Annotated in this window: 16 protein-coding genes and 2 pseudogenes; 5 read left to right on the top strand and 13 right to left on the bottom strand. The window is 39.6% G+C overall.

The annotated features are described in order from the left end of the window. Positions 1-20: 20 nt before the first annotated feature. Positions 21-2,357: a cation-translocating P-type ATPase gene (locus QP439_RS04560; RefSeq protein WP_237447007.1), complete on the bottom strand. Its 2,337-nt coding sequence runs from the start codon at positions 2,355-2,357 to the stop codon at positions 21-23. A gap of 133 nt (positions 2,358-2,490) precedes the next feature. Here QP439_RS04560 and QP439_RS04555 point away from each other — a divergent pair, with 133 nt between their 5' ends. After that, positions 2,491-3,240: a lysophospholipid acyltransferase family protein gene (locus QP439_RS04555; protein ID WP_064275970.1), complete on the top strand. Its 750-nt coding sequence runs from the start codon at positions 2,491-2,493 to the stop codon at positions 3,238-3,240. A gap of 42 nt (positions 3,241-3,282) precedes the next feature. On the opposite strand, the gene QP439_RS04550 is transcribed toward QP439_RS04555, so the two are convergent. The 6 genes from QP439_RS04550 to rpsO form a co-directional block, all read right to left on the bottom strand. Continuing rightward, a complete protein-coding gene (locus QP439_RS04550; protein WP_237447008.1) occupies positions 3,283-3,975 on the bottom strand; it encodes an alpha/beta hydrolase-fold protein in 693 nt (230 codons plus the stop codon). Continuing rightward, complete coding sequence (locus QP439_RS04545; protein ID WP_237447009.1) at positions 3,956-4,963, bottom strand: ABC transporter substrate-binding protein; 1,008 nt, start codon at positions 4,961-4,963, stop codon at positions 3,956-3,958. Before QP439_RS04545 ends, QP439_RS04550 begins: the two co-directional genes overlap by 20 nt. A 19-nt stretch (positions 4,964-4,982) precedes the next feature. Then, a complete protein-coding gene (locus tag QP439_RS04540) occupies positions 4,983-5,738 on the bottom strand; it encodes an ABC transporter ATP-binding protein (RefSeq protein ID WP_237447010.1) in 756 nt (251 codons plus the stop codon). 1 nt (position 5,739) lies between these two features. Further along, positions 5,740-6,786: a FecCD family ABC transporter permease gene (locus QP439_RS04535; RefSeq protein WP_237447011.1), complete on the bottom strand. Its 1,047-nt coding sequence runs from the start codon at positions 6,784-6,786 to the stop codon at positions 5,740-5,742. Positions 6,787-7,020: 234 nt separating this feature from the next. After that, positions 7,021-7,641: a CadD family cadmium resistance transporter gene (locus QP439_RS04530; protein ID WP_045611205.1), complete on the bottom strand. Its 621-nt coding sequence runs from the start codon at positions 7,639-7,641 to the stop codon at positions 7,021-7,023. A 619-nt stretch (positions 7,642-8,260) separates the two neighbouring features. Then, entirely contained in the window at positions 8,261-8,530 is a 270-nt protein-coding gene (gene rpsO / locus QP439_RS04525; protein WP_001018251.1) for a 30S ribosomal protein S15, read from the bottom strand. Positions 8,531-8,735: 205 nt separating this feature from the next. Between rpsO and QP439_RS04520 the strand changes: the two genes are divergently transcribed. Together QP439_RS04520 and thrS are read left to right on the top strand one after the other, a co-directional pair. Further along, positions 8,736-9,110: a hypothetical protein gene (locus QP439_RS04520; RefSeq protein WP_049516468.1), complete on the top strand. Its 375-nt coding sequence runs from the start codon at positions 8,736-8,738 to the stop codon at positions 9,108-9,110. Between the two features lie 321 nt (positions 9,111-9,431). Then, positions 9,432-11,375 (top strand): threonine--tRNA ligase, encoded by a 1,944-nt coding sequence (thrS, locus tag QP439_RS04515; RefSeq protein ID WP_023945494.1) that lies wholly within the window; start codon positions 9,432-9,434, stop codon positions 11,373-11,375. A gap of 243 nt (positions 11,376-11,618) precedes the next feature. Here the strand turns inward: thrS and QP439_RS04510 are convergent, their stop codons facing one another. The 6 genes and pseudogenes from QP439_RS04510 to QP439_RS04485 all read right to left on the bottom strand — a co-directional run bounded on the left by QP439_RS04510 (position 11,619) and on the right by QP439_RS04485 (position 17,512). Beyond that, on the bottom strand, positions 11,619-12,668 hold the full coding sequence (locus tag QP439_RS04510; protein WP_000126416.1) for a DUF389 domain-containing protein: 1,050 nt from the start codon (positions 12,666-12,668) through the stop codon (positions 11,619-11,621). Then, entirely contained in the window at positions 12,665-12,988 is a 324-nt protein-coding gene (locus QP439_RS04505) for a potassium channel family protein (protein ID WP_000825751.1), read from the bottom strand. Before QP439_RS04505 ends, QP439_RS04510 begins: the two co-directional genes overlap by 4 nt. A gap of 81 nt (positions 12,989-13,069) precedes the next feature. Further along, a pseudogene (locus QP439_RS04500) lies at positions 13,070-13,267 on the bottom strand (DUF389 domain-containing protein); the annotation flags it as partial. Positions 13,268-13,557: 290 nt separating this feature from the next. Continuing rightward, on the bottom strand, positions 13,558-15,069 hold the full coding sequence (locus tag QP439_RS04495; RefSeq protein WP_004242726.1) for an ATP-binding cassette domain-containing protein: 1,512 nt from the start codon (positions 15,067-15,069) through the stop codon (positions 13,558-13,560). A 798-nt stretch (positions 15,070-15,867) separates the two neighbouring features. Beyond that, complete coding sequence (locus tag QP439_RS04490; RefSeq protein ID WP_203180196.1) at positions 15,868-16,842, bottom strand: sensor histidine kinase; 975 nt, start codon at positions 16,840-16,842, stop codon at positions 15,868-15,870. Continuing rightward, positions 16,835-17,512, bottom strand: a complete 678-nt coding sequence (locus QP439_RS04485) for a response regulator transcription factor (RefSeq protein WP_000548991.1) — start codon at positions 17,510-17,512, stop codon at positions 16,835-16,837. Before QP439_RS04485 ends, QP439_RS04490 begins: the two co-directional genes overlap by 8 nt. Before the next feature lie 408 nt (positions 17,513-17,920). Here QP439_RS04485 and QP439_RS04480 point away from each other — a divergent pair, with 408 nt between their 5' ends. Both QP439_RS04480 and QP439_RS04475 read left to right on the top strand, forming a co-directional pair. Next, positions 17,921-18,490, top strand: coding sequence for a TetR/AcrR family transcriptional regulator (locus QP439_RS04480; RefSeq protein ID WP_125416123.1), 570 nt, complete (start codon positions 17,921-17,923; stop codon positions 18,488-18,490). An 88-nt stretch (positions 18,491-18,578) separates the two neighbouring features. After that, a pseudogene (locus QP439_RS04475) lies at positions 18,579-19,354 on the top strand (ferredoxin reductase domain-containing protein). Positions 19,355-19,405 lie beyond the last annotated feature (51 nt).

Raw genomic sequence — 19,405 nt, 5'->3', positions numbered from 1 at the left:
CCACAGATTGCAGCCTTTCTTTATTTTCTAGCTTGGTAGCGACTGGTCAAAATGAAAATCACGGTAAAGACCAACATCATGACACCATAAACAGGTAATGTTTGTCCTGTTAAGGTTGAAATTTCAAGTAGTTTTTGAATTCTTGGGAAGAGAGCTGTAGCTAGGAAGCCTCCTACTGACCAAACAATCAGGAGGACACGCCATAGGGTAAATGGCATGCAGGCTCTAAATACAGATAAGAAACCAATTGACCCCAAGAGATAATAGAGTAGAGTTGAAATTTCTAACTCAGACCAACCTTGGCTACTTCCAAATATTTTCACAAAAAGAACGCTGAACACAACCATGAGAGCACTTGGTAGAGCACGAAGCATGGATCTTCTGAGGAAGTTTGGCTCAACAGGTTTGATATTTCGCTCAAAAGTCAGAACGAATGGTGGGAACCCTTCCACGAACTGGTCAATCATGGTAATCTGGATCGGAATGAAGGGGAAAATCAAGATCCACTCAGACCGACCTAGTAAAGCACTGGCGATACAGATAACTGCGAGCAAGAATGAGTAGATGGTCTTTATCAAGAAAATCGGTGCAATGTGGGCAATATTATTAACCACACGACGACCTTCAAAAAGAATCTCAGGAACATCATTAAAGTCAGAGTTCAAGAGAACCAGATTGGCAATCTGACGAGTCGCTGGATCTCCCTCAGCCATCACGATAGAACAATCCGCCTCACGAAGGGCCAGGATATCATTAACTCCATCCCCTGTCATAGCTGTTGTATGCCCCGCTTTTTTCAGTGTTTGGATGATGAGTTTCTTTTGATGAGGGGAAACACGTCCGAAAATAGCTGTCTCCTCAGCCATAGTAATCAATTCCTCATCCGTAATTTTTGAGCAATCTACATAACTGTCATAGTCTGCAAAACCAGCCTTCTGGGCAATGCTGGATACCGTAACTGGATTGTCCCCAGAAATGATTTTGAGTCCCACTTCTTGAGAACGAAGATAGTCCAGCGTCTCAGCTGCTCCTTCTCGTATCGGGTCCAAGATTTCTAGCAAGGCTAGAGCCTGAATATCAGATGGTTTCTGTGGTTTGTGATGGTCTAATTTCTCCTGACTGAGAGCTAAGACCAAGACACGTGACCCTCTCTCCAAGGCCTCCCTGGCTTCTGGGGCTTCAGAGTCCAGCAACATCTCAGGCGCACCTAAGAAAACTGTCCCCAAACCTTCCAATTCCATAGCTCCCCACTTGCGATCGCTTGAGAAAGGAAGATTGGAAAGCATAGGATAAGAAACTTCTCCCACAAAACGCTTTCGAATAGCTTGGGCTGTTGGATTTTTATCTTCACTATGAGCCATGTAACTAGTCAGGATGCTGGCAATAGCCTCTTCATCATAATCTTCCATCAGCGGAAGAACAGCCTCCACCTGCATTTTTCCTTGGGTGATGGTGCCCGTCTTGTCCAGACAGAGCATATCCACGCGCGCCAGGGTCTCAACAGAGTACATCTCCTGCACCAAGACCTTTTTCAAGCCCAACTTAATCACTGCAGTCAAGAGCGAAGTAATGGTCAAAAGGGCAATTCCCTTAGGCAACATTCCCAGTAGGGCTGTCGACGAATTTACAACGGACGACTTAAGAGGCAAACCTTTTAAAAGCAAGGCTTCTAGCAAGAGAGCCAGACCAAAAGGAATGATAATCTTCCCAGTAAAACCTGCTAACCTATCCAGCGATTTCATGATACGGGAGTTAATAGGTTTAACGGTCTTGGCTTCCAGCATGAGTTTGGCAGCATAGTTGTCAGCACCGACATGGTGGACTTGAGCCAAAACTGACCCACTTGCTAGGAAGCTTCCTGACAAAAGCAAGGCGTCAACTTCCTTTTGCACCAAATCACTTTCCCCCGTCAACATGGCTTCATTGACTTCCGCAAATCCTTCCAGAACCAAGGCATCACTGGGAATCTGCTCCCCAGCAGACAAACGAATGACGTCTCCTAGCACCAATTCTTCAGGATTGAGGGCAACTTCCTGTCCATCACGAATGGTTTTGACCTTTTCCTTGGTCATGAGATTGAGCTTATCTACCATGTGTTTAGCCCGCAGCTCGGTCACAATACCAGAAAAGGTGTTAAAGCAGATAACAGCAAAGAAGACCAGATTGCTCCAAGCCTGCACAAAGGCTAGTGCCAAAACAATAGCAAAGTTCAAAGCATTAAAAAGAGTAAAGACATTTCGTTTAACGATTTGCCAAGTGCTGGTACTAGCCGATGCGGTAAAATCATTGACCAAGCCCTTAGCCTGTCTTTCCTTGACTTCTATTTGGGTTAATCCCATAATCTTATTTTTATCCATAAATTATATCATATCATTTTTTCTAAAAGAATTCTAATCTCATCCCAAATATGCACCTAGTCAAGGGAAAAAGTTTGCCAGCCCTCCTTTGATAAGGTATAATATTAACAAGAAAAGAATCGAAGGAGATCGCATGTTTTATACTTATTTACGTGGATTGGTTGTATTGCTACTATGGTCCATCAATGGCAATGCCCACTACCATAATACCGATAAAATTCCTAATCAAGATGAAAATTATATCCTGGTTGCGCCTCACCGCACCTGGTGGGATCCAGTTTATATGGCCTTTGCGACTAAGCCAAAACAGTTCATCTTTATGGCCAAAAAAGAACTCTTTACTAACCGTATTTTTGGTTGGTGGATTCGTATGTGTGGTGCCTTTCCTATCGACCGTGAAAATCCTAGCGCCTCTGCCATAAAATATCCTATCAATGTCCTAAAAAAAAGTGACCGCTCTCTCATCATGTTTCCAAGTGGAAGCCGTCACTCAAACGATGTTAAGGGTGGCGTAGCCCTGATTGCCAAAATGGCCAAGGTTCGTATCATGCCAGTTACCTACACAGGTCCCATGACTTTGAAGGGCTTGGTTAGCCGTGAACGTGTCGACATGAACTTTGGAAATCCAATCGATATTTCAGACATCAAGAAAATGAATGATGAAGGAATCGAAATGGTTGCAGACCGTATCCAAACAGAATTCCAACGTCTGGACCAAGAAACGAAACAATGGCACAACGATAAAAAACCGAACCCACTCTGGTGGTTTATCCGCATCCCTGCCCTCATCCTTGCCATTATCCTTGCTATCTTAACCATCATCTTTAGCTTTATCGCAAGCTTCGTCTGGAATCCAGATAAGAAAAGAGAGGCTCTTGGTTAAAAAATACAACAATCCCTTGGCAAAAGCCAAGGGATAATTCTTTTATTTGATTTTCCATTTTTGTGCCAACCAGCCGGAAAAGGCTAGAAATCGCTCAGCCACTTGTTCATGGTGCCCATAAGGATCAAAGACAAACTGACCTTTCGGATAGCGTTTTTGAAGATCGGTATGGATCTGTTCAGCATAAGCTGGTGCTTGAGCCAAGCGATTAGTATGATAGGCTCCTTCTGTTTGACCATTTTGTAAATACAGCAAACAATCTAGATTTTTCACTGTCTCTTTCTTGCAGTAAGCCACAAAATCAGGATACCAAAAAGAACCGCAGATAGAGAAAACACAGGAAACCTTGTCAAAGCTGAAAAGACTGTAAACTGCCGCCAAACCACCTAGTGAGTAACCTCCATAAGCAAGGCGAGTTTCGTCCAGACGATAAAGCGACTGCAACTTGTCTAAAAGACCTCCAAACAAATGATCATGATAGACCTTGGCCTGACCTCCAAAATCTGGAGCCCCATCTCTCAGAGCAGATGCCTTCCAGGGAGTGTAATCGTCTAAGCGATTTTTAGAGGTCAAGCCCACTAAAATCACAGATTCGGAAAGGGAAGATAGGAAATCCAAGTTTCCATCATTCAATAAAATAGCCGGATAGGTTTGATTGGGGTCGTAGTTAGAAGGAAGGCTGATTTTGACTTGAATTCCTTCCCAATCAAACTTATTATTTATTGATAAAGTCATTGATTTTCTCAAGGGAATCAATCACTGCTGGACCATAGTCCATCAATTCATCGTAAGAGATGGTCATGATTTTTTGATTCTTAATAGCAGGAACGCTTTCCAAAACAGCATTTGCCTTCATCAACTCTACTGCTTTTTCATCCAATTTTTTATTGCGGTCGCTGGTTACATAGATAATCAATTCAGGATCCATTGACACGAGGTTTTCCAAGGTCAAACCTGATGTCCCCGTAGCAACGTTTGTATAACCAAGTTGGTTCAGCAAACTTTCTTGCAAAGCAGACTTGTAGGCACCGAAGGTTTCATCATTATACGCAACCATAATCAAAGCCTTTTTCTTTTCACCTTGACTTGCTGGATTTGCTTTCTTAACAGCATCAATTTTAGTTTGTAATTGGGCTGCGTATTCATTAGCCTTGTCCTGAACATTAAAAATTATTCCAAGATTTTTGACATCTTCTACGATATTCCCCAAATCTTGCTGAATCGTTGAGAGAGAAGCTTTTTGCGTATAGACTGGGATTTTGTTTTCATTCCAAGCGCTAACTGTTCCCAAGGATTTTTCAGAAAACATCATGTTTCGACCCATCACAGCGTCTGGCTCATAAGAAAGGACTGTCTCTTGTGAGACTGTTTTTTTATCCCCAATTTGAGGAATCGTCGCAATCGCGTCCTTGTATTTGTCCGTCACAGCATTGTCTGGATTGAGCATGCCAGCAATTTTATCTTTCAAACCTAGTTCCAATAAGATTTCAGTGGTTGAAAGATTGTTTGTAATAACTTTTTCAGGTACCTTGTCAAAAACTTGTTCGACTTCATTTCCTTTAGCATCATAGGTTTTAACCGTTAGTGGATAAGTCGTCTCTGCGCTTGCCTTTTGACTTGTTTCGGCGCTAGACTGCGTGGAAGCTTTTTCTGTAGTATTACCACACGCTGCCATGGTTAAGGTAGCTACTGTTACCAGTAAAATACTTAGTGTTTTTTTCATCTTGTTTTCCTTTTCATTCTTATAAATAGTGAATCATAGCTTGCTGATCATCGGTCCAAGTCACCTGACTTTGAACTCCGTATACAGTTTGCAATGACTCAGGGGTGATGGTCTCCTTTGGAGTCCCTTGGTAAAGGATTTCTCCCTCTTTCATCAGATAGAGATAATCCGAATAGCGACAAGCAAGTTGAATATCATGCAGGACAGCTAGAACATTGATATTGAGATTTTTCACAATGGCTAACAAGTCTAGCTGGTACTTGATATCCAGATGATTGGTTGGTTCGTCTAGGAGTAAGAGAGTCGGTTCTTGCGCCAAGGCGCGGGCTAACAAAACTCGCTGTTTCTCTCCCCCTGACAGAGACGAATAGAGACGAGTTTTCTTCTCGAGCATATCCACCTTAACGAGGGCATCTTGAACGAGGGCATAATCTCTTTCCTTTTCCTTCTGTAAAAAAGAGAGATGGGGCGTTCTTCCCAGCAAGACGATTTCCTCAACTGTACAATCAAACTGCAATTGATTAAACTGGGTGACAACTGCCATTTGCTTGGCTGTTTCTTTGAGCGTCCATTGTTCCAGAGGCTTGCCATCTAGGCTTATCAAGCCTTTATCCACCTTTTCCTGACGATAAAGGAGTTTAAGTAGACTGGTTTTTCCACTTCCATTTGGTCCTAGTATCGTGTGAAATTGATGCCCCTCAACCTTAACAGAGACTCCTTTGAGGATTTTTTTCTCTCCTAGTCCAAAATGGATATCCTGACAAATCAAGTCCATATCAGACCCTCACCTCCCTTCGCCTACCTCCAACAATGTAAATAAAGAAGGGAGCACCTACCAAGGCTGTGAAAATACCAATAGGCAACTCAGCATTTGGAATAATGACACGAGAGAGTACATCTGCCCAGACGACAAAGAGGGCACCCAGTATGGTCGCAACAGGAAAAAGCCTCCTGTAATTTGTTCCTACTAATCCTCGTGCTAAGTGAGGAGTAATCAGACCGACAAATCCAATAATCCCACAGGTTGCCACTAAGACTGCTGTCAGCACAGCCACCATTGTCACATAAAGATACCAATAAAAGCGTAAGGGAATCCCCAAAGTTAAAGCAGCCTCATCTCCCATCATCATCGCATTAAAAACACGATACTGAGTAGAAAAAAATAGAAAGGCCATTCCCACTACTATAGTTGGCAGAACTAAGTCAGACCAGGTAGTCCCTGCAAGCGAACCCATTGTCCAAAACTTAATGGTCATCACACTGTCAGCATTAGCACCAACTGATATAATAAAGTTTGAAAAAGCCAGAAAGAGAGCGTTGACCACCGTTCCTGATAAGATCAGACTGGAAGTCGTCATCCGTCCCTGCATAGAGGCAATGATAAGGACAGCAATTGTTGCCAAAATAGCTCCAAGAAAAGCTCCAAGGCTAATCATCACTTTTAAACCAAGAATGATGCTCAAGGTTGCCCCTAGAGTTGCACCCGCAGATATTCCTAAGACATAAGGCTCTGCGATGGGATTGTTCACTGTAGACTGCATCACGCTACCACACATAGAAAGACCAGCCCCAACTATCAAGCCTAACAATACTCGGGGGAATCTCATGTTCCATACAATGGCAAGAGTAGACTTGGAAACCTCTCCTATCTCAAGAGGAAGTCCCAACCTGCTCAAAATAATCCGATAGGTATCTCCTAGATCAATCGCAACAGATCCCATTGAAACTGCTAGAAAGAGAGAAATCCCTAAAATACCTAGCAAAACAACTAAAAGTAACACAAATTGCTGGTCTTGTCGGCTTCCAGAAAATTTGGAAAGCATGCAAACCTCCTTTGATAGAATCTTAAAAATTTAGAAAATTCTCATGAAAAGTATACCATATTTTCAACAATGGAACAAGATGAGAACAAATGAATATAGTTGATCTTATTGTGCTAGGAACCGTAACCGAAGATTATACTTGAGTATATCGAGGTAAGGTGCCAACGCAAAAAGCCCTCTGAAGTCAGAGAGCTGATTTGAGCTCGGGCTAAAATCCTAGCGAAACAAAAAAATCTACACGATCAGAAAAGTCTCTATCGTGCCATTTTCATACATGATATATAGTCCAAGTAGAATGAATACTAAGGGCACAATGATTCGCTCGTATTTTTCAATTGTCTCGAATATTAACGGAATAGAGGATAACACCCGACTAATCTCGCATAAGATAATTATGCCGATTACAAACACAAGCAAGGCCACGAGGGTCTGTGACCAATCTAACGAAGCAAAATAAGGTATATAGATACCTAAATTATCTCCGCCAGACGCAATTGTTAGCAATGTAACTGTCCAAAACAGTTGATTTGCCTTGCTTTGTTCTAATCTTTCAATAATTTCTTCCTCTTCTTCCTCTTCTTCCTCACCTTCTCCAACAATTGCAAAGCGAATTCCTAAATAGATAGGGATTAAACCAAGCAATCCAACCATCCATTCTTCAGGCACGAAATTAACGACATAAGCAGCAACTAAACTCGCCCCTACAAGTAAGCCTGTGCCTAGATATTGCCCCGCATAAATATGCCATTTTTGTTTATTCTGTGATAGCTGTGCAAATAAAATAAATAAAATAATTAAATAATCGATACTGGTGGAAATATAAACACCAATAGCAGATATGATTGTCTGTCCCATAAAAAACCTCTTGTATTGGTCAGTAATAAATCAGCAGATTTTAGGAGAGCACAGACACATTAATTTAGCTATCGCTAGTGGGTAATGTCGAACATAGGAAAGCATTTTACTCCTCCTCAAAACGTAGTTACAAAGTAATTTCTAACTGGAATTCGGTGACTACTTCCATGTAAAGTATAACATACTATACTTTACTTCGTAAAGTGTGGGCTCTCCGAGGGGGCTTGCAGACAGCTACTCGGCTTTTCAAGCCGAGTAGCTACGCACCCTTATGGTGTAATTAGCTGATACCATTTGAGGTTTTTGTAGTCTCCAAAATTGTGACCGATAAAACACACAATCCGCTATTAAGGTGGGTTACTCAGTTTTTGTAGTCTCCAAAATTGTGACCGATAAAACCTCAATAAAAAAGCCCTCTGAAGTCAGAGAGCTGATTTGAGCCCGGGCTAAAATCCATACAAAAAAGCTACCCATTTTAGAGTAGCTTCATTATCAAGATATGCTCAATTGAACACGGCCTAAGCACTTGGCAAAAAAGATAAAATTTCCTAAAAACTAAAGTTTCTTCGTCAATTTTCCTATTTTTGCTTTGTGCTTTTGACGGCCTTTGTATCTTGAATTAGCGACGAAGTCCTAGAGAGTTGATCAACTCACGGTAACGGTTAACGTCGTTTTTACGCAAGTATGCAAGCAAGTTACGACGGCGACCGATTTTTTTCATCAATCCACGGTAAGTAGCGTGGTCTTTTTTGTGTTGTTTGATGTGTTCGTTAAGGTGGTTGATTTCCCAAGTAAGGACAGCAACTTGAACCTCTACTGAACCTGTATCACCTTCGTGACGTGCATATTGTGCGATGATTTCATTTTTTTTCTCTTTTGAGATTGCCATGATGTTTCTCCTTTTTATTTGGCTTCATCCGAGTGACAGGTTGGCATGCCTGTAACCAAGAAGAAGTTATTTGTCTTTACGACAATCCCTATTCTACCAATAACTAACTTCTTTGTCAACAGATTTACTTTCTTGTTTTAAACATGCTATAATGATCATAGCAAGAGATTTAAGTTGTCTGTTTTTTTTAAACGAGGTGATTATCATGCGTAGATTCTATTTCCATCTCCCCTACTATCTGGTTATCTTTTTCTTTTACTGGCCACTTTATGAGTTGTTATCACTAATCATTTCTGACCCCCTTTTGCTCAAGAGTCTCTACGTAAATAATATTCTCTTCTTTACACCTCTGGTAATTTTGATTGTATCTTTACTCTATAGCTACCGTTTCCGTTTCTCACTTTGGTGGTTAATTGGTAACGGACTGCTCTTTTGCTTTACTATCATAACCTTTGGTGAATTTATCTTGTTTTACTTTTTAGCCTATGAAACCTTGGCTCTGATGGGTCTGGCTTCTGGTATTGGCATCAAGCATATTCTACAAAAAATGAAAAACAAAAAACTTTCACAAAATCCTTGAAAAATCTCACAATCATGCTATAATAATCCATAGAGACAAGTCACTTAGTCCCTTTCTACTAGAGAGTGCGTGGTTGCTGGAAACGCATAGAAAGCCTAAACTGATACTACTCGTGATTTTTTATGAAAACATAAAACGGTGGCTACGTTAGAGCCGATCAGAGGTGTCCCTCTCTTTTGAGGTACATAAATGAAGGTGGAACCACGTTGCGACGTCCTTTCGAGGATGTCGCTTTTTGTTTTTCTAGCTTTCACAATCCTCTGTCCCTGTTTTTAGAATAGGGTTAACACATTCGTCAATAATATAAGTAAGGAGAACATCATGATTAACATTACTTTCCCAGATGGCGCTGTTCGTGAATTCGAATCTGGCGTTACAACTTTTGAAATTGCCCAATCTATCAGCAATTCCCTAGCTAAAAAGGCCTTGGCTGGTAAATTCAACGGCAAACTCATCGACACTACTCGTGCTATCACTGAAGATGGAAGCATCGAAATTGTGACACCTGATCACGAAGATGCCCTTCCAATCTTGCGTCACTCAGCTGCTCACTTGTTCGCCCAAGCAGCTCGTCGTCTTTTCCCAGACATTCACTTGGGAGTTGGTCCAGCCATCGAAGATGGTTTCTACTACGATACTGACAACACAGCTGGTCAAATCTCTAACGAAGACCTTCCTCGTATCGAAGAAGAAATGCAAAAAATTGTCAAAGAAAACTTCCCATCAATCCGTGAAGAAGTTACTAAAGACGAGGCACGTGAAATCTTCAAAAATGACCCTTACAAGTTGGAATTGATTGAAGAACACTCAGAAGACGAAGGCGGTTTGACCATCTATCGTCAGGGTGAATATGTAGACCTTTGCCGTGGCCCTCACGTCCCATCAACAGGCCGCATCCAAATCTTCCACCTTCTCCATGTAGCAGGTGCTTACTGGCGTGGAAATAGCGACAATGCTATGATGCAACGTATCTATGGTACAGCTTGGTTTGACAAGAAAGACTTGAAAAACTACCTCCAAATGCGTGAAGAAGCTAAGGAACGTGACCACCGTAAACTTGGTAAAGAGCTTGACCTCTTTATGATTTCACAAGAAGTGGGACAAGGTTTGCCATTCTGGTTGCCAAATGGTGCGACTATTCGTCGTGAGTTGGAACGCTACATCGTTGACAAAGAGCTAGCTTCAGGCTACCAACACGTCTACACTCCACCACTTGCTTCTGTTGAGCTTTACAAGACTTCTGGTCACTGGGATCATTACCAAGAAGACATGTTCCCAACTATGGACATGGGTGACGGGGAAGAATTTGTCCTTCGTCCAATGAACTGTCCGCACCACATCCAAGTCTTCAAACATCATGTTCACTCTTACCGTGAGTTGCCAATCCGTATTGCTGAAATCGGTATGATGCACCGCTACGAAAAATCTGGCTCCCTTACTGGTCTTCAACGTGTGCGTGAAATGTCTCTCAACGACGGTCACCTCTTTGTGACTCCAGAACAAATCCAAGAAGAATTCCAACGTGCTCTTCAGTTGATTATCGATGTTTATGAAGACTTCAACTTGACTGAATACCGCTTCCGTCTCTCTCTTCGTGACCCTCAAGATACTCATAAGTACTTTGACAACGATGAGATGTGGGAAAATGCTCAAACCATGCTTCGTGCAGCCCTTGATGAAATGGGCGTGGACTACTTTGAAGCCGAAGGTGAAGCAGCCTTCTACGGACCAAAATTGGATATTCAAGTTAAGACAGCCCTTGGAAAAGAAGAAACCCTTTCTACTATCCAACTTGACTTCTTGCTTCCAGAACGCTTCGACCTTAAATACATCGGAGCTGATGGTGAGGAACACCGTCCAGTTATGATCCACCGTGGTGTAATCTCTACTATGGAGCGCTTTACAGCTATCTTGATTGAGAACTACAAGGGTGCCTTCCCAACATGGCTTGCACCACACCAAGTAACCCTCATCCCAGTATCTAACGAAAAACACGTGGACTACGCTTGGGAAGTGGCTAAGAAACTCCGTGACCGTGGTGTTCGTGCAGATGTAGATGAGCGCAATGAAAAAATGCAGTTCAAGATCCGTGCGTCACAAACAAGCAAGATTCCTTACCAATTGATCGTTGGGGACAAGGAAATGGAAGACGGAACAGTCAACGTTCGTCGCTACGGACAAAAAGAAACACAAACTGTCTCAGTTGATGACTTTGTTCAAGCTATCCTAGCTGATATCGCCAACAAATCACGCGTTGAGAAATAAGAGATAAAATCCTAGCTACCTAAAAAGCAACAACTATTTCAGCTGTTGCTTTTTATATTTTTACTCAATGAAAATCAAAAAGCAAACTAGGAAGCTAGCCGCAAGCTGTACTTGAGTACGGTAAGGCGACGCTGACGTGGTTTGAATTTGATTTTCGAAGAGTATTATTTAATCCGAGCTAGTAGTGATTGACCAAACCACCACACAAGATTTGCTTTCATGAGTTAGATAAGGTCAATATCCTCAATCCTTGTCTGCTTCATTTTCTTTTACGAGATCGTTTTGTGAATCTTTTTCAGAGAGTTTTTGATCAATATACTTGTCAATGTTTTCATAAAATTCCTTGGTCGCTTCACTATCTAATGTTGGCGAGTTCTGAACTTGATTCACTTTCAATTGAACAGATTGAATACCGTAAGAGGCTTGTTTTTGGTGGAGTGTTTCTAATTCTTCTTCTGAAATCGGATCTCCAACAACCGTCAAGACCAATTCATTGTTACTTGACTTGTAGACTTGATTAATAACCGTATAATTGGCGAACTCTTTTCCTACAAACTGTTTGATCCCTTCTTTGCGCGCTTGTTCTATTGTCAGAGTAACTGCCGAATAGCTAGCTGGAAGAATCAACAATACAATCAAAGATATCAAGCCAATTCTCATTTTAATGCTCAGCTCTTTAAATGAAGTTAAAGGAGATTTTCTCATCAAAATTCTTGTTCCAACAATGTTGGCTAGCATGATAAAGACACAGTTGATCAAGAAAAGATAGAGAGCCCCCAATAAAAATCGTACATTCCCATTAGCTAAACCATAGCCAGCAGTACAGATAGGCGGCATCAGAGCTGTAGCAATGGCTACTCCTGGCACGATATTGTTTGCTTCTTTTTTCCTTGAACCGATCACACCAGCAATCCCACCAGCAATAGCAATGAGGACATCCCAAATGGTTGGAGAGGTTCGTGCAATCAACTCGCTACTTGCATAAGACAAGGGAGAAATCCAGAAATACAGAGTCGAGACAAGCAAACTGACCAACACTTGAGTCAATAAAACCTCTAGAGATTGCTTGATTAAACGCGTATCAAAAATAGCTAAACCGAATCCCAGTCCAACAATCGGTGTCATGAGAGGTGAAATCAACATGGCTCCTATAATGACAGCTGTTGAATTCATATTTAGTCCGATAGAGGCAATAAAAATTGCACACATCAAAATCGCTGTATCTCTCAATCGAACATGAAGGTCATCGTATAATTTCTCACGGTATTCCCGTGTTGAATAATTGGCAGTCATTTGTCCTCTCCTCTTTCCTTATTTAAATTGGTATAATAATTAAAAATAACAGCTGATAAACAGCCAAAAAATATGAGCCCATAAATCGTCAAGAAGACACTGGTAATCCTTCCAATCAAGGTCACAGCTAGGAGATCCCCGTAGCCGACAGTCGTCGAAGTCACAAAAGCATACCAAAGACCGTCTCCGTAATTTGTGATAGCAGGTTCAACTAGGAAAAGCACGCCTCCTGACCCAAAAACAAAGGTCACAAAACTCAGAGCAAACCGAGTAAAACCCGTAACCTGCATAATATGCCATAACATTTTTAAACGTTTCATTTGTTCTCCTTATTCATACTAGCTCCTGACCGAGCCGTTTTTTTCCAATAATCAAAGTGAAGATAGGACATGATCTCCATCACCAAACCCCAGTCCAACAATCGGTGTCATAAGAGGGGAAATCAGCATGGCTCCAATAATGACAGCTGTTGAATTCATATTTAGGCCAATAGAGGCAATAAAAATCGCACACATCAAAATCACTGTATCTCTTAATCGAACATGAAGATCATCATATAATTTCTCACGGTATTCACGTGTTGAATAGTTTCCAGTCATTGGTTACTCCTTTTATTTCGTATAATTTTGTTTCTGCATGGATGATGGTAGAGAGACTTCTGTCCAATCTTACATATTTTTCTTCTCACCTGTTATTCTTTTGAAAATTATCCTTTAAATATCCGTCAGTCCATCCTTAACATTATATCAAAAATTTTACAGTCTTTCTTCGAAGAAATCTATCAATTGAATAGATAGATGAAGCAAGAAATTTTTGTTTCCTTATCCGAAGAAGGAAAAACGGTATCTCCTGAACCTTGATACTATGCGTTTTATTCTTTATAATTTAGCTATTTCAAAATTACAAGTTCTCCATTCTTAATTTCCCAAACTTGGTCAAACTTACTTAATAATTCGTTTTGGCGATGTAAAGTAACAATGACGGCACTTGGTAGTTCCAGAACTCTTTCCAATTCCATTTTAAACTGATTAGTATCCAAGGCAGAGAAAGGTTCGTCTAGGATAAGCAATGGATTTTTACGATTTTTCTCACGATTTAAATACATTCGTTGTTGCTGACCACCTGACAGGGATTGTGGTGGAATTTTTTCAAAATCTTCTTCTCTGAATTTTTCATTGAAACTATTGAATAGCGTTACATTATTTTCATAACTCGAAATAAATGTATGTTCTTGTTGCAGAATCATACCGAATCTTCCCCAAAGATGGTCCAAAACAAGCCCATCTAGCACAATTTGTCCTTCAAAATCTTCATCTGTTCCATTTAAAATGTTGAGAAGACTACTTTTTCCAGACCCATTCTTACCAATAAGCGCAATTTTATCCCCTTTTTGAATCGTAGCGGAAGTAATTATCAATTTTGATTCTCCCAGTTGTTTGGAAATGTTTTTCAAAGTAATCGTATCAAAAGAATGTTGAGGTGCTTGAACTGAAACGGGTCTCCCAACAATGTTTTGAAAACTCTTGATTACAGGCTTTACGGACTCTAACATTTGTAAATCATAAAGGATTTCCTGTATTGGTTCAGAAAAAGCATTAATATATCCGAAACTCGCCACCACCTCAGGAATACCGAGTTGCTGGTGAGATAGAGAGTAGGCTAAATAAATAAACAGAACAAGACTAATGAATTCAAAAGAAACACCTGTCAATAAGATGCCTGTAATTTTTGTCAAACCATACTTAAAATACTTATCCTGCAAATTCTTTAGAGAACTCTTTTGTTGATTCAAAAAATGCGACATAGTTAGTTTATTTACCAAATGATGTCCCATGAGCAAATCCTCCAAAGTTCGATAGTAATCTCCTTGTTTTTTCAAGTAAACCTGTCTACGATTAGCGGTCAACTTCCCAACGATTTTAGGAATTTGAATACTAATTCCAGTAGAAAAGATTAAAATCAGTGATACAATAGGATTAATTGTTCTGCTAATAATGAAAGCGTAAATGATGATACGTAAAATTTGTTTGATAAAACTCATCAATGGAGGAAGGTAATCCTTTTCCAACGAATCTAGGTCATTAGATTGATAGGAAATATACTCTGCTACTGTTTTCTGCTTGAAATCGTGATGACTGAGTCCCAGAAGTGAACGAAACCACTCATTTTTCAAAGTAGTCGAAAAGATAATCCCCTGCTTCCAATCAAGTATCATTTGGATATAGTTACAACTCAAATAGCCAGCCACTGACATAGAGTAACCATATAGAGCTACTTGATAATCCCCTTTGATTAATGCCTGCGTGAAATACGGTAACAAAGCTGTGCAGATATTCGATACTACACCAAAAAGAAAATTAAAGAAGAGATACCATCTAATAGTTTTAAGATATGGTAGCATATACGATACTCCTTGCTAATGCGTTTTTTTACATATCTCAGAACAATCTCTACTATTCCTTATTTCAGATAGTGCGATACTCAGACATTGAGTGCAATAATTGTAAATCACACAAGTTCTGCAGTTTTTACTATCATTCAAAATATAATTTGCTATTTTGTAAAATATAGGTCTATCCCATGTTTCTTTGATAGATGTAAAATGAATATTTCCAACACTTCTATTGAAAGTAAGCTTTTTCAGTTTTTCTAACGATTTAGGCTATTTCGTGACACACCCACAATCCGTGAAAATTCTGGTTATATCAGATTATGTGATTTTCGTAAGAATTTTATATTGTCTCCAATCATGGTAGTCTCCTTTTACTTGATAAAACTATTATAACATTTAGAAATTAAAAACTGGTTCAAAATCAATAGGATGTGTGTATTCGATACATTCAATAAATTCTTGGAAACAGTTCTACACCAGTTACACAAATCTATATACACCTATCTCATTCAAAATAAAAAGAAAGCTGCAGTTCTTTTAATCCTGTATCAACGATTCATTCTGAAATCGAATAGGAGACATTTCCCAAGTCTACAATTCACTTCATCTCACATTAATTTTTGTAATTCACCCTTAGTTTATAGATTTTATACTCAACAAAAGTATAAAGCATACAAAACTTCACTTTGAACCAGTATTTATACTATATTCCGTATTAAAAATTCTATTATTGGTTTTGTAAAAAACAGTCTTCAAATATCCTGAAATATAGCAAAAAGAGATTGGGTAAAAACTCATTGTCTCTTCTCACTCAAGGACTAACTTTACTTGAGCAAACTGAATCCGCACTATCGTTCCTTTTCCAACCTCAGACTCGATACGAATCTGGTGCCCCAGTTCTTCAGAAATTTTCTTAGATAGATAGAGGCCAAGTCCAGATGACTGCTGAGTTAGGCGTCCATTATATCCTGAGAAGCCACGTTCAAAGACTCGGAGGACATCACTGTTTTTTATCCCGATTCCCGTATCCTTGATACAAAGCTCTTGCCCCTCCATATAAATCTCCAGACCACCTTCCTTGGTGTACTTGAGACTGTTTGAGATGATTTGCTCAATAACCACTAGCAGCCACTTTTTATCCGTCACGATTTCTTTATCAAGGTCATGTAGATTGACATTTAGGCCTTTTTGAATAAAGAAAAGAGCATATTTACGAATTATTTCCTTGACCAAATCCTCAATTTGAACCTGCTTTAAGACCAAATCATCATGAAAACTTTCTAAACGCAGGTATTGTAAAACTAGATTGGTATAGGAGTCAATCTTGAAAATTTCCTGTTCTAATTGCTGCTTCAGTTGGCGGTCGGCTACTTCTGCAACTAAGAGTTGACTAGCTGCAATGGGGGTCTTAATCTGATGAACCCACAAGGTATAGTAATCCAGCAAATCCGTCAATTTTCTTTCTGAATCTGACCTCTGCTGATAAAGTTCCATCTCACGCGCTTCTAATTTTTCTGCTAAAACTATTTCCAAAGGAGATTTGGCTTCCCTCTCCCCATAGAGAATTTCCTGACGATAGACCTGCATTTCCACCAATATGTCCCAAGTGAAAAATAAGATGGTTACAAAGCAACACAAGAGGAAAAAGTAGAGAAAGTAAATTCCCAAACTGGCAAATAAAAACTGAAAGAGTAAGAGCAGAAACGTCAAAGAAATCAGATAAACAAACAGACGACTACGGGAACGCAGATAGGCTAGAAAAAATTGTTTCCAATCAAGCATGCTTTAATCCGTACCCTATCCCTTTCTTGGTTTCGATAAATCCTACCAAGCCCTGCTCTTCCAACTTTTTACGCAATCGAGCCACATTAACAGATAGGGTATTGTCATCAATGAAAAAGTCACTGTTCCAAAGTTCCCGCATGAGATCGTCACGCGCTACAATATTGCCCGCATGCTCAAACAAAACTCGTAAAATCTGGAATTCGTTCTTGGTCAAATTCAAGACTTGCCCTTGATAATGTAAATCCATTGATTTGGTATTGAGGATAACACCAGCATATTCCAGTAAACTCTCGTCACGCCCAAACTCATATGAACGTCGCAACAAGCCCTGAACTTTGGCTAAAAGAACCTGCTGGTCAAAAGGCTTGGTCACAAAGTCATCCGCCCCCATATTGATTGCCATGACAATATCCATAGCCTGGTCTCTCGAAGACAGAAACATGATGGGGACCTTGGAAATCTTGCGAATTTCCTGACACCAGTGATAGCCATTAAACAAGGGCAAACCAATATCCATGAGGACCAGATGAGGTTCCGACTGAACAAATAGACTCAAAACTTCCATAAAGTCTTCTACCAGGACCACTTCAAATCCCCATTCAGAGAGCATTTTTCCGACTTGTTGACGAATAACCTGATCATCTTCTACTAATAAAATCTTGTGCATCTGATTCTCCTTTGCTAATTTTAGGAGTCTTAAATCCTTTAGTATAAATAGAGGGCTTAGTATCTAATACTTTTTTGACATTTCCTTGTCACAACAGCTCAAAAACAGATAGTGAATAACCCCATTGATATCATACCTTATTTTTAGACATAGTGCCAGCACTACCCTTTTATTTTTAATTTTTTCAACCTTCATTTCAGTTCTTTTATCCATCCCCTTAACCAAAATTTATATCTATTCTTCCAAACCTTGAGTGTAGTTAAAACGACACTCTATACTCTTCTAACATTGAAACGCTCCTTATCGAGTGGTATCCGTAAAAAGTTCTAGCTTTCAGATTGACAATCTGAAAAAGATTTGTTAAGATATGAATGAACAATATTTGATATTCATTCAGAAAAGAGGTGAATCAAATTGGACAAAAAACAGGCTTTGAAATCCGCAGCTTATGAAGTTTTTTCAAAAAAAGGATACAAGGCGACAGGAATTTCAGAAATTGCTAGACAAGCTCATATGGCAGTCGGATCTTTTTATAACTATTACGAAAGTAAAGAAGCTATTTTTTTAGATATCTATATTGATGAAAACAGCCGTGTTCGCCAAACTATGATCGAAGAACTGGATTGGGAAATTGATATGATTGATCTTATTAGTCAACTCTTTGCTCAATCCAGAGCACTCGTTTCTTCCAATAAAATCCTTGCAGAATGGTACAATCCTGCCATAGCAGATGAGTTGCATAGCTACTATTCCTCAGAAGAAGGGAAAGTCACGAATCCATTTCATCAATTTCTCGTGAAAACCTTTACTCATCGTTTGCAGGCTGAAGGCCATTCTCCAGAAAAAATTCAAGATATTTTACAAGTTTACAACCTATTTTACTACATGGATATGCATATCACAGAAAATGATTTTCCAGATATTAGCAAAACTGTAGAAATACTAGCAACCAACTTCATTAAAGGAATACTGAAATAAAGAAATCTTTTCTTTATTTTTTGGAAATTATTGAATGAAAAAAAATATTATTCATTCATAGAAAATTACTACACTATAGGAGTTAAAAATGAAACGAGGGAAAAAATGTTCATAATTATTCTAACTACACTTGGAGTGCTCGGCTTTATATCTTGGGGAATCATTACCTATCTTGGACGAAGTCAAACTTTATCGATAAAATCCATTGAAAATCCCAGCGGAGATTTGTATTTAGTTCACATCACAAAACCAAAAAATCAAATATGGAAAGCTGGCTCCTATGCTCAGTTTAAGCTTCCTGACAGCTCGTTTGGCCCAGACAAAAGTCCAGTAAAGGAGGATCAGGCTAGCCGATGGCTAACCCTTGCTTCCACTCCTGATGAGGATGAAATTCTTATTGTAACCCATAATAGTGGTAGCGTGTTTAAGGAAACCTTAACACATTTACCAGCTGGTAGTAAAATTGAGATGAGTTGGCTGGAGTCATCTTTATCTGTTAAAGACAATGACCCAGCACTGGTTTGTTTTGCCTCTGATGTCGGTATTTCTACTCTACGTCCAGTTGTGAAAGAGTGGGCAGGTAAGCGCTCCATCATTCTTAATCATTTAGACAAAGGAATAAACATTTTTGATAATGAGTTAAGAGAGCTTAGTAAGAATAATCCGAATCTAACTTATAAAACTAGCGAAACCTTTTCTCAAAGCCAAGCATTTTTAAAAAATGCGGTTGTGAAATACGGTAACCAAGCTATTTATCTCTTAACCGGCCAACCTGATGATATAAATGAGATGAAAAATTTCTTAAAAGAGAATGGGATTGACGACAAACAGATACAAACAAGTATGTTTAGAGGTTTGAAATAAAAGCAAACTGTCTTCTATGTGTCTGAATCATACCATTATAGGTCGGTATGT

Origin of the sequence: Streptococcus sp. UMB1203 (genome assembly GCF_030217725.1) — a bacterium.
Taxonomy (GTDB): domain Bacteria; phylum Bacillota; class Bacilli; order Lactobacillales; family Streptococcaceae; genus Streptococcus.
This window is presented reverse-complemented; position numbering and strand designations above follow the sequence as displayed.

Bases quoted from the DNA above. Each gene is read 5' to 3' on its own strand.
- rpsO (WP_001018251.1), bottom strand. From the start codon at position 8,530: ATGGCAATCTCAAAAGAGAAAAAAAATGAAATCATCGCACAATATGCA.
- QP439_RS04485 (WP_000548991.1), bottom strand. From the start codon at position 17,512: ATGCACAAGATTTTATTAGTAGAAGATGATCAGGTTATTCGTCAACAA.
- QP439_RS04550 (WP_237447008.1), bottom strand. From the start codon at position 3,975: ATGACTTTATCAATAAATAATAAGTTTGATTGGGAAGGAATTCAAGTC.
- QP439_RS04530 (WP_045611205.1), bottom strand. From the start codon at position 7,641: ATGGGACAGACAATCATATCTGCTATTGGTGTTTATATTTCCACCAGT.
- QP439_RS04540 (WP_237447010.1), bottom strand. From the start codon at position 5,738: ATGGACTTGATTTGTCAGGATATCCATTTTGGACTAGGAGAGAAAAAA.
- QP439_RS04505 (WP_000825751.1), bottom strand. From the start codon at position 12,988: ATGAAACGTTTAAAAATGTTATGGCATATTATGCAGGTTACGGGTTTT.
- thrS (WP_023945494.1), top strand. From the start codon at position 9,432: ATGATTAACATTACTTTCCCAGATGGCGCTGTTCGTGAATTCGAATCT.
- QP439_RS04555 (WP_064275970.1), top strand. From the start codon at position 2,491: ATGTTTTATACTTATTTACGTGGATTGGTTGTATTGCTACTATGGTCC.
- QP439_RS04510 (WP_000126416.1), bottom strand. From the start codon at position 12,668: ATGACTGCCAATTATTCAACACGGGAATACCGTGAGAAATTATACGAT.
- QP439_RS04495 (WP_004242726.1), bottom strand. From the start codon at position 15,069: ATGCTACCATATCTTAAAACTATTAGATGGTATCTCTTCTTTAATTTT.
- QP439_RS04490 (WP_203180196.1), bottom strand. From the start codon at position 16,842: ATGCTTGATTGGAAACAATTTTTTCTAGCCTATCTGCGTTCCCGTAGT.
- QP439_RS04560 (WP_237447007.1), bottom strand. From the start codon at position 2,357: ATGGATAAAAATAAGATTATGGGATTAACCCAAATAGAAGTCAAGGAA.
- QP439_RS04520 (WP_049516468.1), top strand. From the start codon at position 8,736: ATGCGTAGATTCTATTTCCATCTCCCCTACTATCTGGTTATCTTTTTC.
- QP439_RS04535 (WP_237447011.1), bottom strand. From the start codon at position 6,786: ATGCTTTCCAAATTTTCTGGAAGCCGACAAGACCAGCAATTTGTGTTA.
- QP439_RS04545 (WP_237447009.1), bottom strand. From the start codon at position 4,963: ATGAAAAAAACACTAAGTATTTTACTGGTAACAGTAGCTACCTTAACC.